Genomic DNA, 14,707 nt, shown 5'->3' with positions numbered 1-14,707 from the left:
TAATAGAACCGGAGCATTCAATTTGTTCTGGTTCTATTTTATTTTTTCTTTTATTCTTCGATTTTTTATATGCTTGATTGATTTCTATATTCTGAAAATGAATAGTAGCTCCGTTGAAGTTGACTTTCTGGCGATCCAGATGATCATGCTACAGATAGGCCACTTAAGCATTATTAGATTTTGTTTGATCAGTCCAGATCACAAAGAAACTACCTAATTTTACTGATTGGTGGCGTGAGAAATCGAGCAAACTGCCACATGATCGATCTCCGTCAAATCCGGTGAGGTCGTCTTGGCCTCGCCCTGGCTAGGAGGAAGTCTGAAAAACCAAAACTGCTACCCTGTGGATCTCCTCGATCGACGCAGACCGGGGGCTGAAGCTCCTTGAAACCGGGACTACTAGCGCTTTGCCAATCCCCCAAGTGACTTCTCGGGCATCTTCTTTAGGTCTAAATTGACCTGTTGATGAACCCTGAGTTGACCCTGATTTGGCTCTCAGTTAGTTCTGAGTTAGCTCTAAACTGACCAATTGGAACCGCCGCCCTCCGCTTCAGCCGCTCGCACCGCCTTGGTGCGCTGGGCTGCTGAATGTGTTAGTCCCGCCACGACGGAGAAACCGTAGTGCTCATGTTCGATCGCCTCTTGGCCCAAGCCCCCAAACTCGCTGCCTATCCCCTGCCCTTGCGGATCGCTAGCTTCATCGGTGTGTTGTTGGTGTTGTGGTTGCCGGTGGCGGCCCTCACCTGCTGGCCACTGGTGCTGTCCCTGGGTTGGAGCCACAACCTCACCAATCTGATGGCGGTGTTGACTTTATATTTGGCAATCCTGACCACCCTATGGCTGTGGGGGCGACGGGTGCGCGGTCAGCAACGGCCCCTCTCTGCCTATGGTTGGTCTTGGAACCGGGGCATGGTGCAGGATGTGGCGATGGGCGTGACGATCGCGATCGGGAGTTTTGCCCTGCTCCATGGTCTTTATTACCTGTTGGGTTGGTTTTGGTGGGAAATGCCGCCCAATCAGTCTTGGTTAACCATTTGGCTGAATGGCATCCTCAACGGCGTGGGGATTGCATTCCTCGAGGAACTGTTTTTTCGAGGTTGGTTTTTGGCAGAATTTCGCCACTCCATGCCCCAAAAGCAAGCGGCCGTTTGGACGAGCGCGATTTTTGCGACCCTGCATTTTCTGAAACCTTTAGATGCTGTTCTGGCCACCTGGCCCCAATGGCCGGGCCTGTGGCTGCTGGGAATGACCATGGTGCAGGCGCGGGCCTTGGGGCGGGCCCAACCGGGCAGTTTGGGTTGGTCGATCGGGATGCATGGCGGTTGGGTTTGCACCATTACTGTTCTGAGCCTCAGCGGCATGGGACACTACAGCCCGACCGTGCCCGCTTGGCTCACGGGCATTGGTGGCAACCCCTTGGCCAGCGTGTCGGGGTTGGCCTTCATGGCGATCGTGTTCGGGCTGTTGCGCTGGCGATCGCACCGGCAATCCATGCCCCCCATCCACTAAAAATTGCTTAGAAAATCCTTGGGAAAGCGCCTGGAAATCTCATCAAGATTTGATCACCATCTGATCTCCTGAATGATCCTCTGATCAGCCCCATGGCGAATCCAAGACCTCGGCCAGATGTGTCAAAATTCCTGTACGCCTTGATTTGCGCCCCAAATTTCCCATGACTGTTGCTGCTGTCGATCGCCCCGTCCAACCCGATTTCCAAGACGACTTTGATGTGATTGTCGTGGGAGCCGGCCATGCGGGCTGCGAGGCGGCCTTGGCGGCGGCCCGACTCGGCTGCAAAACCCTGCTGATCACCCTGAATTTGGACAAAATCGCCTGGCAGCCCTGCAACCCGGCCGTGGGCGGCCCGGCCAAGTCGCAGCTTGTCCATGAGGCCGATGCCCTGGGCGGCGAAATTGGCAAAATCGCCGATCGCACTTATCTGCAAAAGCGGGTGTTGAATGCGTCGCGCGGGCCGGCGGTCTGGGCGTTGCGGGCCCAAACGGACAAGCGCGAATATGCGGCAGAAATGAAGCTGATTGTGGAAAATCAGCCGAACCTGACGATCCGCGAAGGGATGGTCACAGATCTGATTTTGGGCAACAACGACGAGATCATCGGCGTAGAAACCTACTTTGGCGTGGCGTTTCGCTGTCGATCGGTCGTGTTGACCACCGGTACGTTTTTGGGCGGGATCATCTGGGTCGGTAACAAATCGATGCCCGCCGGTCGCGCCGGGGAATTCGCCGCCGTGGGGCTGACGGACACCCTGAAGCGGCTGGGTTTCGAGACCGATCGCCTGAAAACCGGCACGCCGGCCCGGGTCGATCGGCGATCGGTGGACTTCAGCAAAATGGAACCCCAACCGCCCGACCCTGACAACCGTTGGTTTAGCTTCGACCCAGCGGCGCACATTGAGCGGGATCAGATGAATTGCTATCTCACTCGCACCACCGCCGAAACCCATCGCCTGATCCAGGAAAATCTACATCTATCACCGGTCTATGGCGGCTGGGTTGATGCCAAAGGGCCGCGCTATTGCCCCAGCATTGAAGACAAAATCGTGCGATTTGCCGACAAGGAATCGCACCAAATTTTCATTGAACCGGAAGGACGCGAAATTCCTGAACTCTACATTCAAGGCTTTTCAACGGGCTTGCCGGAACGCTTGCAAATTGCCATGTTGCGATCGCTCCCGGGCCTAGAAAACTGCACGATGTTGCGCCCGGCCTACGCGGTGGAATATGACTATTTGCCCGCCACCCAGTGCTATCCCACGATGATGACCAAAACTGTGGAAGGACTGTTCTGTGCGGGGCAAATTAATGGCACTACGGGTTACGAAGAAGCGGCAGCCCAAGGATTGGTCGCAGGCATCAACGCAGCTCGGTTGGCCCAACAAAAACTGCCGATTATTTTGCCGCGTGAAAGCAGCTATATTGGCACGTTGCTTGATGATTTGTGCACGAAGGAATTGCGCGAACCCTATCGAATGCTCACCTCGCGATCGGAATATCGGCTGTTGTTGCGATCGGACAATGCTGATCGCCGGTTAACGCCCTTGGGTCGCGAAATTGGCTTGATTGACGATCGCCGCTGGGATCTCTTCCAAACCAAGCAGGCGAATATTGCCGCCGAACAGGAACGGCTGCAAACTTCGCGGGTCAAGGAAAACGACCCAGCAGCTCCGGCGATCGTGGCGGCGACGGGCGGCCCGATCAAAGGCTCCGTGACCCTGGCGGAACTGCTGAAGCGGCCGGGATTCCACTACGAACAATTGGCGGAGTTTGGGCTAGGAAATCCCGACCTCGATCGCGCGGAAACTGAAGGGGCGGAAATCGAAATCAAATATTCCGGTTACATCCAACGCCAACAGCGACAAATCGAGGCGATCGCCCGCCAAGAAAATCGCCGCCTACCGGAAAATTTGGATTACCAGGCGATCGAAACTCTCTCGAAGGAATCGCGCGAAAAGCTGGCGAAGGTGCGGCCCCTAACGGTGGGCCAAGCCTCCCGAATCGGCGGCGTGAACCCGGCGGATATCAATGCGCTGCTGATCTACCTGGAACTGCGCGATCGACAACCAGTCGCCACGATCACGGCTTAGCGATCAGAGTAAACTTAAAAGGCTGATGTTGGGTTGAGGAACGCAACCCAACCTACTGACTACTGCTGATGACTAGTAGGGCTGATTCATGATAGTCGATTGGATACAAAAAATTGCATCATGGATTCAAAGTTTTTGGAATCAGTTAGACGAATCAACCAAGCGCAAAATCATTGATGCGATCGTGAAAGAGCTTGGGTTGCTACTGCGTGCATTTTATCGAAACTGGAAAAGTCAATCCAAAGGACAAGGTTAAGTATGAAGACGTTCAAAGAATTCATGCAAGAGCTTAAAAACTCATCTGCAACAGCCTTACCATCCGCAGACTCACTGGTATCGACTGTTGAAAGTGCCATGAACCTAGCAGTGAGTGCTTCATTGTCTCCAGTGCCAAGTAGTGACGAAGACAAGGAAAACCTAGCAAAAAAACAAGAATTTGTGGAGAAGGTAACTAACTTTATCCATGACGATCAATTTATCTCGGATTTGAGTGACCGAATTGGATTACCATCTCCAGCCGAAACTGAAGATGAGTTTGTGGCACGAGGTAGTGACGCTCTTAAAAAAATGTTGTATGCCCGATTTGGCATCAAAGAATAACTTCATGACTAGCAGCCTGTAGGGTGGAAAGTAGTAGTAGCGCGGTTGCCTTAATTCATCGGGTCTGCCAATTTCTGAGTCAGATTCGCCAAGCTTGTAAGCTTTGACAGCTCAATATTTTGAGTTTGCCGCGCTACTACTCAACTTAAAAAGTCAACATTGAGAATTGGCAGTGCCTAAACTAGATATTATTCACCATGCAGTGAAGCGCGCACTCATTAAAGACGGCTGGCTGATCACGGATGATCCGTATATCATCCAGTACCAAAAGACGGTTCTCTATGCAGATCTTGGGGCTGAACGCCCGATCGCAGCCGAGCGAGCCGATCAGAAGCTGGTTGTAGAAGTTAAAAGCTTTATTGGTCAATCCAAAATTCAAGATCTGAAAGAAGCCCTTGGCCAATACGATATTTATCGTTATCTTTTAGAAGAAACAGCACCAGAGCGAAAACTATATATTGCCGTTAGCGAAGTGTCTTATAGATCCTTTTTTATTCAAGATATTGCCCAGCTCATTATCAAAAAACATCCGCTATCCATGATTATTGTTGATCTTGAAATGGAGGAAATTACACAGTGGATAAATTAGTTGAATACTCCAAGCTGATTAAGGAAATTTTGGCGAATTACGTTGAACTTTGTCGCCAGAAAAACAATGACAGCTTAGAGACTTTCTTGATTGCTGATGATGTTAATCATCACTATCTCTGGATGAATTTAGGTTGGCAAAAGGGTGATCGCGTCAATGGCCCAACCGTCTATGTACGTATTCGAGAGGGGAAATTTTGGATTGAAGAGGACTGGACAGAAGAAGGAATCGCCACCGACCTCATGCGAGCAGGCGTACCCAAAACAGATATTGTTTTGGCATTTCATGAACCCAAAATCCGAGAACTGACGGGTTTTGCTGTCGCCAACTCGTTGCCATAACTTATCTCAGCGATCTTCGCGATTGACTTTCATCTCAGTCATGCATAGAGGTTTGATCATGCAAAATTTTCAAGTGATCACCTCAAGGGTTGCGATCGATGAGAACCAAATCTTAGCATTTTGCCAGCGTTGGAAAATCACAGAGTTTTCGTTATTTGGGTCAGTCCTAAGAGACAATTTCCAACCTGAAAACAGTGATATTGATGTGCTTATTTCGTTTTCCCCAGATGCGCATTGGACACTGTTTGACTGGGCAGAGATAGAAGACGAAATTCAACAAATTTTCCAACGAAAAGTTGATCTAATCAGTCGCCGAGGACTGGAGCGCAGCCGCAATGAGCAGCGCCGCCAAGCCATCCTAGATTCTGCCCAAGTGATTTATGCAGCTTCGTGAACCAAACTACCTACGAGATATGCTGAACGCCGCACAATTGGCGCAAAGCTTTGTGCAGGGTATTACTTGGGAAGTATTTGAGCAAGATTTTTGAGCAAGATTTAATGTGTCAGGCTGCGGTTATTCGTCAGTTTGAAATCATTGGCGAAGCTGCTCGTAGAATTTCTATTGAAACACAAGCAAGCATCCCGAGCATTCCTTGGGCTAAAGTGATTGGAATGCGAAATCGCCTGATTCATGAATATGATGCGATCGATCTTGCAGTTATTTAGGACACTATTCATCTGGCATTGCCGGGGCTAATCACTGCCATAGAGCAAGTCATTACCTGATTTCCAGGGGTTAACTTGATCACGTTGATTTTGCTCAACCGGGTAGCGAATCCAGCAAAGCAGTCAACATTCGGCGCGGATCGGCTTTTAACTTCACTGCCACCAAACCCAACAAACCACTAGCCGCTAAGCCCAGAAACCAACCGCCCACCGGCCAAGGCACATCGGCCACGCCATAGCAGTAGAGCGCAGCGAAAGCCAGTCCCAAAAGCCCCAGGACAGTGCCGCCCCAAAATCGCTGCCAAGTCGTCAAATTCTGGTCTGGGTTGAGATTATCAGGTTGCGTCTTCATCAATTCACCGAACAATGATAGGTGGACGATCGGAAGTTAAATCATGATCTGCTTCTCCAATGTAGCGAAACTCAGCTCAGGATTGTGTCCCCAAGTTCAAGGTTTATAGATCAAATGAACTTTTTGTTTCAATGTACCTATTGCCACGAAGTGCATGAAGGATCGCCAAGCTTTGGGTTTACAGCGCCCGATCCCTACGTGGCACTTAGCGAGGAACAGAAGCAGTCGATCGCCTCGCTAACTGATGATTTGTGCGTGATTCACTATGAAAATGGCACGGTCGATCGCTTTGTCCGAGTAGTGCTGGAAGTGCCGATTCATGGCATCGATCGCCCCTTTCTCTGGGGTATTTGGGTCTCAGCGAGCGAACAAAGTTTTGATCGCTATGTTGCCATGTTTGATGACCCGATCGAGGGTGATGGCTTCTTTGGGTGGGTCTCAAATCGTATTCCTGAATATCCCGTGGAGTCGATGCGATCGGGCGATGTTTACATCCAAATGGGTCAGAAGCGCCCCAAGGTTTTGCTCCATCAACCCAAGCAAGGAATCGATCAACTATTCATCGATCAGCAGCAGGGAATTTCAGTCGATCGTGCTCAATTACTGACCGAAAAACTCTTACACGGCCTCTAGGGCATCACGAATAAACTTCACCAATCATCCGGTTTATTCTTTTATTCCGCCTGAGTCCATTGTTGCATTAGCCATTGCAGCGTTTCCCCTTGGCTTTCCTGTTGGCTTCGTTGCAAGGCCGCAGAAACCAGGGCGATCGACAAGTTGGGTAAGACTGCGGACGTTTCAATCATGCCGCTGCGCCCTTGATCAATCCCAAATGCCACGATCTGGGATTGCACCGAATCCACCACCCAATATTCCTGAATTCCTAACTGTTCATACAACAGTCGCTTAAATCCCAAATCTGAATTGAGGGAACTGGCGGCAATTTCAATCACCAATGTGGGTGACTCATACTGATCCAAATTGACAATCGCATTATTAGCTGGTGGCAAGCGGCGATCGCTCCCCAAATAAAATGCAATATCCGGTTGAGCTTCCCGCTCTCCTGTTTTTTGGAAGCTTGTGTTTGTGTAGCCATGAACTCGTATGCCTTGCTGCATGGCATACAACAAAATGATTGCACTCAGCAGTGTGTTATCTCGTCCGTGCAGCGGCCCAACTGGTGACATATCAATCAAAAACCAACCATCGTGATAAAAACATCGAGCCGCTGCGGATTCGGGGCGATCGGCTTGCTGGCGAAAATCTGTCCAAGAGCCAGCCAACCAGCCTTCATCCAAGGGTGCAACGGTTGAGTTCGGTGCGATCGTTGCAATGTCGTTCATGGATTGTTGGCCTCCGTGCGATCGCCTCTTTTGAGTATGACTCAAGGGCTTAGTGCATCTAAGCTGAATTTTTTGACCCAGCGTAAAGCTCTAAGCTGATAGCTGTGAATTTATAAACTGAAGACCATGATCAAATCGGGGAATCATTCGACAATTCAGATTTTGTAGAGATTCCACAATATCAGGGCGATCAAAGTCCTTAGAGTTTCGATTCAGAAAACAAGCTTTCTGTGGTTTTTTCTCTTCCAAATGATTTATGACTGAAGCATACACAACTGAGTCTTGGGCACTTAAGCCATATTCAGACTCGCAAGTAGCTGCATAACTCAAAATTTTCTGGGAGAGCGTGATGATTTCGGCCACATCAAGCAACCGATTCCGATAAAGAGAGAATCTTGATCTCTCCTCTTGAGTACTCGCAATGATTAAGTTGGCAGTATCTTGTAGATTCTGAACGCGGTTTCGATAAACTTCTGACCGTTGTAACTGACTCAACTCTTGATTGAGTTCTTCTTGAAGCTTTTTGCGCTTTTGAGCTTGCCGATATAGCTTGTCGTTGGGTTCAACTAATGAGTAAGCAGGTATTACTAGCTTCAATTGGTGTGACTGACACAGCGCCAGAATTGCTTCACAAGATTTATATTCTTCTTGCTGAAAAACCAACTCTAGAAAAAAGTTAGTCTCAACATAGACACTGATCATGCAACCAGAACCTCATGCTCAATTTTTCCTCCTTGAATCGCTGAATAAAGCCCCGACTCCAGAATCCAGCTTTGAGACTCATCCAAGTCACTTGGCTCTGGATTGGCATAGATCAGTGTAGCTAACCAAGTGGAAACAATTAAAACCAGACTTTGCCCAGCAACTTGATCTTTAGAAATACTGGCGCGATCAAAGTAGGGCTGAAGAATTGACTCTGCATTAATGATGTAGTCAGGTTCTCGGAGCAATGGAGCAGATTCCACATCACACCAAAGATAAAAATGATCTAAGAATGCAAATAGGAAATAAGGTACGTTGGGCTGATGGCCATGGGCTAAAAGATTCCGGCGAAATTGAGCAACCCAACTGGGTGATTTTTGGCGGTAGCGTTTGACTTCAACCATCAGCACCACACGCCCATCAGCGCCGCGCACAACTAAATCTGCTTGCATTTGAGGAGTTCCAGTTAACAGTCCAAGCACAATTCTCACCAGAAGTGCCTAGCTCCAGTATCGCTGATCCCATTGAGTCAGCATAAAAGTACAGATGCCGACCTAGGAGCGATCGGCATCTGCTGGTTAACAAGTTTTGAGGCAAGTCGAGATCGCGTTAGCCGATCGCCCCTTTCAATTGGGTTTTCGCGGCGGAGATCGCCTCGTCTAGTTTGCTGGCATCGCGACCGCCCGCTTGGGCTAGGTTGGGTTTGCCGCCGCCGCCGCCGCCGCAGAGCTTGGCGATCGCCCCGATAAATTTGCCCGCTTGCAGACCCTTGGCGATCGTCGCTTTGCCAAAGGCCGCCACCAGGCTCACTTTGCCATCATCGGTGGCCGAAGCCAGCACCACCGCCGCGCCGTCGCCCAGCTTTTGGGCCAACCGATCGCCCGCTGTGGTCAGGGAAGCCGCATCGACCCCATCGATCCGCGCCACCAAAATTCGGAAGTCGCCGATCGCCTCGGCCTGGCTGGCCAAACTGTCGGACTTGGCGATCGCCAGTTCCGCTTTCAAGGCATCCAGTTGTTTTTGGCTGGTTTTCAGCTCCTCTTGCAGGGTGCTGACCCGATCGAGCACTTCCTCGGGCTTCACCTTGAACCGATCGCTTAGGTCGCGCACCACCCGATCGCGCAGGTTCAAATAGTCCAAAATTGCCGGGCCCGACACCGCCTCAATCCGCCGGATCCCGGAAGCCACGCCCGCTTCGGAAATAATCTTGAATGCGCCAATTTCCGCCGTATTGCTCACGTGAGTCCCGCCGCACAACTCCATGGACACGCCGGGGAAATCGACCACCCGCACCACATCACCGTATTTCTCGCCAAACATCGCTGTCGCGCCCTTGGCCTTGGCATCGGCGATCGGCATTTCCGCCACCACCGCGCCGTGGGCTTCCGCAATCCAGGTGTTCACTTGGCTTTCCACCTGGGCCACCTCGTCGGCGCTCAGGGGGCGGGGGCAATTGAAGTCAAACCGCAGCCGATCGAAGTCCACCAGCGAACCGGCTTGGGAAATGCTGGGATCGATCAGCGTTTTCAGGGCCGCTTGCAACAGGTGGGTGGCGCTGTGGTTGGCTTGGGCCCGGCGGCGACAGGCTTGGTCAATTGTGGCCGAGAGGGTTTGGCCAGCTTTTAAAGTGCCGCGCTCGACCCGCCCAAAGTGTACGAAAAAGTCCGATTCTTTTTTGACATCGGTAATTCGTACCAGCAAATCATCGCCACTGAAATAGCCCCGATCGCCAATTTGTCCGCCCGATTCCGCATAGAATGGCGTGCGATCGAGCAGGATTTGCACCTCATCTCCGGCGCTGGCGGTTTCTACCACTTTGCCCGCCACCAACAGCGCTTCTACTTGGGCGGTGCTGGCGCTATTTTGGTAGCCCAAAAATTCGGTTTTTTGGACTTTTTCCGCCAGGGAATCGATCGAGCCTTGGACGGTCAAATCGATCGTTTCGTGGGCGGCGCGGGCCCGTTCCCGCTGCTTGTCCATCTCCACTTCAAACCCATCCACGTCCACAGAAATGCCCTGCTCTTCGGCAATTTCCTGGGTCAATTCCAGCGGAAAACCAAAGGTGTCGTAAAGAACAAACGCATCAGCTCCGGAAATTTGTTGGGGATTTTTCGCGAGGATTTCTGCAAGCAGTTTCTCGCCCCGTTCCAGGGTTTTCAGAAATTGGGCTTCTTCCCGTTGCAATTCCGACTTGATGTAGTTAGCTCGATCGCGCACATTTGAATAAATCGCTTCCGACAGGGCGATCGCGGTTTCAGCCACTTTTGTGGTGAATTCACCGGAAATCCCGATCAAGCGACCATGGCGCACCACCCGCCGAATCAACCGCCGCAAAATGTAGCCCCGACCCAGGTTAGAAGCTGTCACCCCATCGGCAATCAGATGCACCACAGCCCGCACATGGTCGCCGATAACCTTGAGGGAAACCTTGGTTTTTTCGTCGGCTTTGGCGTAGTCCACCTGGGCAATATCAGCGGCCGTTTTGATGATCGGAAAAATCAGATCCGTTTCATAGTTATTCGGCACTTTTTGCAGGATTTGGGCCATCCGTTCCAAGCCCATCCCCGTGTCGATATTTTGGTTTTGCAGGGGCGTGAGGTAGCCGTCTGCGTCTCGGTTATATTGCATGAACACCAAGTTATAGAACTCGATGAACCGCTCATCGTCTTCTAGATCAACTTCACCGGCTTGGTCGGGAAAAAAGTCGTAATACAGTTCCGAACAAGGGCCGCAAGGGCCAGTGGGGCCAGACACCCAAAAGTTATCAGCCTCGCCCATCCGCTTAATCCGATGCTCGGGCACACCGACTTGATCGCGCCAGATTGCAAAGGCTTCGTCGTCGCTTTCAAACACACTAACGGCGATGTTTTTGGGATCTAAACCAAAGCCCACTTCAGGATCGGTGGAGAGTTTCCAGGCCCAGGCGATCGCCTCTTTTTTGAAATAGTCCCCGAAGCTAAAATTACCCAACATTTCAAAGAAGGTGTGGTGGCGCTTGGTGCGGCCCACGTTTTCAATGTCGTTGGTGCGAATGCATTTTTGGGAGGTGGTGGCGCGTGGCGTGGCGGGCGCTTGCTGGCCCAAAAAGATCGGCTTGAAGGGCAACATCCCGGCGATCGTCAGCAACACCGTCGGATCTTCCGGCACCAGGGAGGCACTGGGCAGGCGCTTGTGGGCCTGGGCCTCGAAGAAAGCCAGGAATTTTTCGCGAATTTGGGAACCGCTGAGGGGAGCTGGCGACGGCATAGGTTGGCGGGGTGGGACGGGACGATCGGAAGAAACTGTTGCTAAAACCAGTCTATGAGTTTAACTCAAGTCGGGCCGGCGCTGATTAACTCCCGGACTTGTTGATAAAACCAGTGGTTACGATCGCGCGTTTCCTGCAAACTTTCGGGATAGGTGCGGCATTGTTTCAAAAAGCGCTGCCAGCCAGTCACATCGCAGGTAAATTGATCGTACCGACGGCGATCGATCCAGGTTTTTCCCAGTAGTTTTAGTTGCCAACCGGCAGGCCGCCACCGCTCGATCGGGAAAATGCCCGGTTGATGTTTCAGGGTATAGGTTTTGCTGGTGAACGGAAAGGCTAAAACCCTACGGCCTAACAGTGTTCCCCAATAGGCTCCATGGTAGGAACTGGTGAGAATGGTTTCACCGGATCCGAGGAAGTTGAGAACCGTTTCAAAATCCGTTTCCTCGTTGGTCATGCGGGGAAAATCGGGGAAATCAATCTGGAATTTTTTATGGGAAAAAACCACAAATTCATGACGAATTAGCCTTGGCTGGTCAAAGGCGGGATGTAGGCAACTGGCACAGGGCAGCCAATGGTAATCCAATCCTAAATTCTCCACATGGGCATCCCGCAGCCCCACCAAATCAAACCCATCCAAATAGGGTCGATAGTCGAAGTTTTGAATTTGTTGGGGTGTAAATTTGCCGTAGATCTGTTGACCCGGGCCCCAGGCAATTAGCTTGGTTCGATCGGGCGATTGTTGTCGTTGCTGAACCAAGGTTTGGATCGCCGGTTTAAAGCGATCGAACAAGAGACCGCCGCCACCCACCACATGGGTGATCGAGCGATCGCCTAACAACAATTCCGCTTGGGTTTGGTCGCGGGCTTCCGGATCCAACCGGCGCAGGTCGATCGCTTTTTGATCGGCGGCTAATGTCAAATAACGACTAGGAGCCGCAAGCAAATCACCAATATTTTTGGGGTCAATGACATGCCAATTGAGTAACTGCCAAGCATCAGCAACAGAGGTATCCATAGGCTCCGGGCGACTCCCACAACTTCACGAAGGGATGATTCCCATTTTCCAAAGCGGCCCCCACCTAGCGGGACTGAATTCGGAAATTACTGAGCACCCCTTCCAAAACTGCATCCCGATGCCATAGGGAATCGCTGTCGATTGCCACCACGTAGGTTTTGCCCTGGCGCGTGTACAGGGCCACGATCGAGGCCAGAGATGGATTATCGATCGTGTATAGTTGCCAGCGCCGGTTCCGATAGCGCCGTTCTCCGAGCGATCGGGTGGGGTAAGGGAGCGATCGCAGCACTTCCGCCGTGGACTGCTGGGCCACCGACACCGCCAACACCCGCCCCGTGGCAAACCCGCTGCCATCCACCTCACTCCAAACCGGAGCCAATCCCTGCATACTCAAGCGCCAACCCGCTGGAATCACCATACTGATCCCGAGATTGTTGGCCGTGGCAGGTGTGAACCGCAGGGGCTTGGGTACTTCAAATTGCGTCCGCATTTGCGACACACAGGCCGCGTTGGGGGCGCGATCGGGCGCTTGCAAAAACCCTCCCATAATTTGGCTCACGCAATCGGAACTGCCAAACACCGCGTGGCTCAGACCCGGCAGCACGTAGCGATAGTGGCGATCCAAGCCCCGAGCCACCCGTTCCGCAAACTCCGGCGGCGTAACCTGATCCAATTCCCCAGACAACAGCAACGAGGGCACAGGGCTACGCACCGGTTGATTCGCCTTAGGAGCCAGGGCCGGCACTTGCCAGGTTTGGCAGGTGCGCAACAGTTCCTCAGGCGCTTGGAGCAGGGCCGGGGCAATTTCCGGATACACGCCGCTAGCATCTACCTCCGCCAAGGTAAACCCGCCATCTTCCGAACACATCACGGAGTTATAGACCCCATCGGCCTGGCTTTTGCTAAACAGCAGCAGCGGCAACACGCGCAAAATCCCTGCATAGCTGTTTTGGCGAGTTTCCCGCAAAGCCTGGGGCAACTTGGGAATGCTGGCGGAGGAATAAAACGCGGTGCTGACGGCGGAGATGAACCCATCCCCATCCAACAACACGGGAACCGCCAACCGATTCGGATCCAAATTCTCGATCGAGAGGCGGCCTTCCAACAAATCCTGAAGTTCCCCATAGTTGGGCAACTGAATCACTTGGGGCCGAGCACGCAACTTGGCCACGGCTCCCAAAAAGTCCTGCTCAAGGGTGGTGTAGGTGGAACCACAGAGGCGATCGCGCCGACAGGCCTCGAAAAACCGCCGCAGGGCCCGATCGGTGTTGCGCGGCAAATGCACAATGAAGCTGGTATCCAGGGGCGCAACGGAATCCAAGATCACCGATCGCAGGCGATCGGGAAAATCGCGCATCAGGTGCTGGGCCAACATTGTCCCGTAGGACACCCCATAGAAATTGAACGGGCCGCCATACCCCGCCGCTTGCACCACCAAGGGCACATCCGCTGCACTTTCTAGGCTGTTATAGGCCGCCAAATCCACGCCGGAACTTTTGAGCCGATCGCGACAGCCCGCCACCGCCGCTTGATAGCGATCGCGCAGGGCCGGTGAGTCGGGAAACCGCGCATTTTGCACCTTGAAATCATAGATTTCTTGGCAAAACAAAAAGGGTTCTGAATAGCGCGTGCCCCGTTGATCAAACAAAATAATGTCCCGATCGCGCATTCCCGCCAACGAGGGCAAAAAGGCCGGCAGCAACTCCAACATCGATCCGCCCGGCCCCCCTTGGGCCATCACCAGCGGATCCGGTTGCGGGTTGGCGCTCTTGCTTTTTAAGATTGCCACCCCCAGACGAATGGTTTTTCCGGTGGGATTGCTGTGGCGCTCGGGCACGGTCACCATGCCGCAGCGCACCGTTTCCCGGGCAAATTCTGGCGGCAGGGTAAAGGGACAATTTTTCGGCTCGAAAGTTGGTGCGAAGCTGGAATTGGCGCTGGCGTTTGGAACGGAATTTGGGGTGGAATTGGGAGCGGAATCCAGATTTGGACTGACGAGATCTTCTGGCGCGATCGGGGGTGCAGCCGGAGCATTGGGTTGCGGCAGCGGCTCGATCGCCTGCATTGCTTGACCCGCCTCTTGGGCCAAGGCCCGAGGAACCGAGGGCAAGGTTGTGAGGGCTGTGGCACAGGTGGCCAACACCATTCCCAACCGCCGATGCCAATCGTGCGATCGCCGCGTTCTCGCCCCTGAAGTCGTCATGTTTTTGTATTGACTCCGCAACGTTGACCCCATGAATTCAGG

General features: G+C 52.4%; 15 protein-coding genes. 8 read left to right on the top strand and 7 right to left on the bottom strand.

Annotated features, from left to right (window positions below; translation table 11 throughout):
- The first annotated feature begins 627 nt into the window (after positions 1 to 627).
- From AC2IAX_RS05315 to AC2IAX_RS05285, 7 genes are all read left to right on the top strand, one after another.
- Positions 628 to 1,509, top strand: a complete 882-nt coding sequence (locus AC2IAX_RS05315) for a CPBP family intramembrane glutamic endopeptidase (protein ID WP_494390287.1) — start codon at positions 628 to 630, stop codon at positions 1,507 to 1,509.
- 163 nt (positions 1,510 to 1,672) lie between these two features.
- A complete protein-coding gene (gene mnmG, locus AC2IAX_RS05310) occupies positions 1,673 to 3,604 on the top strand; it encodes a tRNA uridine-5-carboxymethylaminomethyl(34) synthesis enzyme MnmG (protein WP_494389654.1) in 1,932 nt (643 codons plus the stop codon).
- A 258-nt stretch (positions 3,605 to 3,862) separates the two neighbouring features.
- A complete protein-coding gene (locus AC2IAX_RS05305) occupies positions 3,863 to 4,204 on the top strand; it encodes a hypothetical protein (RefSeq protein ID WP_494389653.1) in 342 nt (113 codons plus the stop codon).
- Between the two features lie 172 nt (positions 4,205 to 4,376).
- Positions 4,377 to 4,793 carry an element excision factor XisH family protein gene (locus tag AC2IAX_RS05300; RefSeq protein ID WP_494389652.1) on the top strand — a complete coding sequence of 139 codons (417 nt, stop codon included), beginning with the start codon at positions 4,377 to 4,379 and terminating at the stop codon, positions 4,791 to 4,793.
- Entirely contained in the window at positions 4,781 to 5,134 is a 354-nt protein-coding gene (locus tag AC2IAX_RS05295) for a XisI protein (protein ID WP_494389651.1), read from the top strand. Before AC2IAX_RS05300 ends, AC2IAX_RS05295 begins: the two co-directional genes overlap by 13 nt.
- Positions 5,135 to 5,192: 58 nt before the next feature.
- Positions 5,193 to 5,528 (top strand): nucleotidyltransferase family protein, encoded by a 336-nt coding sequence (locus AC2IAX_RS05290; RefSeq protein WP_494389650.1) that lies wholly within the window; start codon positions 5,193 to 5,195, stop codon positions 5,526 to 5,528.
- A gap of 77 nt (positions 5,529 to 5,605) precedes the next feature.
- Positions 5,606 to 5,800: a HepT-like ribonuclease domain-containing protein gene (locus AC2IAX_RS05285; RefSeq protein ID WP_494389649.1), complete on the top strand. Its 195-nt coding sequence runs from the start codon at positions 5,606 to 5,608 to the stop codon at positions 5,798 to 5,800.
- A gap of 94 nt (positions 5,801 to 5,894) precedes the next feature.
- On the opposite strand, the gene AC2IAX_RS05280 is transcribed toward AC2IAX_RS05285, so the two are convergent.
- Positions 5,895 to 6,152, bottom strand: a complete 258-nt coding sequence (locus tag AC2IAX_RS05280; RefSeq protein WP_494389648.1) for a hypothetical protein — start codon at positions 6,150 to 6,152, stop codon at positions 5,895 to 5,897.
- Between the two features lie 114 nt (positions 6,153 to 6,266).
- Between AC2IAX_RS05280 and AC2IAX_RS05275 the strand changes: the two genes are divergently transcribed.
- A complete protein-coding gene (locus AC2IAX_RS05275) occupies positions 6,267 to 6,785 on the top strand; it encodes a DUF2199 domain-containing protein (RefSeq protein WP_494389647.1) in 519 nt (172 codons plus the stop codon).
- A gap of 41 nt (positions 6,786 to 6,826) precedes the next feature.
- Here AC2IAX_RS05275 and AC2IAX_RS05270 read toward each other — a convergent pair whose 3' ends face one another.
- The 6 genes from AC2IAX_RS05270 to AC2IAX_RS05245 form a co-directional block, all read right to left on the bottom strand.
- Positions 6,827 to 7,495 (bottom strand): Uma2 family endonuclease, encoded by a 669-nt coding sequence (locus AC2IAX_RS05270; RefSeq protein ID WP_494389646.1) that lies wholly within the window; start codon positions 7,493 to 7,495, stop codon positions 6,827 to 6,829.
- Between the two features lie 90 nt (positions 7,496 to 7,585).
- Positions 7,586 to 8,197, bottom strand: coding sequence for a PIN domain-containing protein (locus tag AC2IAX_RS05265; RefSeq protein WP_494389645.1), 612 nt, complete (start codon positions 8,195 to 8,197; stop codon positions 7,586 to 7,588).
- Complete coding sequence (locus tag AC2IAX_RS05260) at positions 8,194 to 8,649, bottom strand: hypothetical protein (protein WP_494389644.1); 456 nt, start codon at positions 8,647 to 8,649, stop codon at positions 8,194 to 8,196. The genes AC2IAX_RS05265 and AC2IAX_RS05260 overlap by 4 nt, the downstream gene beginning before the upstream one ends.
- A 157-nt stretch (positions 8,650 to 8,806) precedes the next feature.
- Positions 8,807 to 11,443: an alanine--tRNA ligase gene (gene alaS, locus AC2IAX_RS05255; RefSeq protein WP_494389643.1), complete on the bottom strand. Its 2,637-nt coding sequence runs from the start codon at positions 11,441 to 11,443 to the stop codon at positions 8,807 to 8,809.
- A gap of 65 nt (positions 11,444 to 11,508) precedes the next feature.
- Positions 11,509 to 12,462: a glycosyltransferase family protein gene (locus tag AC2IAX_RS05250; protein WP_494389642.1), complete on the bottom strand. Its 954-nt coding sequence runs from the start codon at positions 12,460 to 12,462 to the stop codon at positions 11,509 to 11,511.
- Between the two features lie 64 nt (positions 12,463 to 12,526).
- Positions 12,527 to 14,665, bottom strand: a complete 2,139-nt coding sequence (locus AC2IAX_RS05245; RefSeq protein WP_494389641.1) for an alpha/beta hydrolase — start codon at positions 14,663 to 14,665, stop codon at positions 12,527 to 12,529.
- Positions 14,666 to 14,707: the final 42 nt, after the last annotated feature.

It is taken from the genome of Limnothrix sp. HT2024 (assembly GCF_059138625.1).
The sequence above is the reverse complement of the archived record's forward strand: the minus strand, read 5'-3'. Positions and strand labels throughout refer to the sequence as shown.

Bases quoted from the DNA above. Each gene is read 5' to 3' on its own strand.
- AC2IAX_RS05305 (WP_494389653.1), top strand. From the start codon at position 3,863: ATGAAGACGTTCAAAGAATTCATGCAAGAGCTTAAAAACTCATCTGCA.
- AC2IAX_RS05260 (WP_494389644.1), bottom strand. From the start codon at position 8,649: ATGCAAGCAGATTTAGTTGTGCGCGGCGCTGATGGGCGTGTGGTGCTG.
- AC2IAX_RS05250 (WP_494389642.1), bottom strand. From the start codon at position 12,462: ATGGATACCTCTGTTGCTGATGCTTGGCAGTTACTCAATTGGCATGTC.
- mnmG (WP_494389654.1), top strand. From the start codon at position 1,673: ATGACTGTTGCTGCTGTCGATCGCCCCGTCCAACCCGATTTCCAAGAC.
- AC2IAX_RS05275 (WP_494389647.1), top strand. From the start codon at position 6,267: ATGAACTTTTTGTTTCAATGTACCTATTGCCACGAAGTGCATGAAGGA.
- AC2IAX_RS05315 (WP_494390287.1), top strand. From the start codon at position 628: ATGTTCGATCGCCTCTTGGCCCAAGCCCCCAAACTCGCTGCCTATCCC.
- AC2IAX_RS05290 (WP_494389650.1), top strand. From the start codon at position 5,193: ATGCAAAATTTTCAAGTGATCACCTCAAGGGTTGCGATCGATGAGAAC.
- AC2IAX_RS05265 (WP_494389645.1), bottom strand. From the start codon at position 8,197: ATGATCAGTGTCTATGTTGAGACTAACTTTTTTCTAGAGTTGGTTTTT.
- AC2IAX_RS05280 (WP_494389648.1), bottom strand. From the start codon at position 6,152: ATGAAGACGCAACCTGATAATCTCAACCCAGACCAGAATTTGACGACT.
- AC2IAX_RS05245 (WP_494389641.1), bottom strand. From the start codon at position 14,665: ATGACGACTTCAGGGGCGAGAACGCGGCGATCGCACGATTGGCATCGG.
- alaS (WP_494389643.1), bottom strand. From the start codon at position 11,443: ATGCCGTCGCCAGCTCCCCTCAGCGGTTCCCAAATTCGCGAAAAATTC.
- AC2IAX_RS05270 (WP_494389646.1), bottom strand. From the start codon at position 7,495: ATGAACGACATTGCAACGATCGCACCGAACTCAACCGTTGCACCCTTG.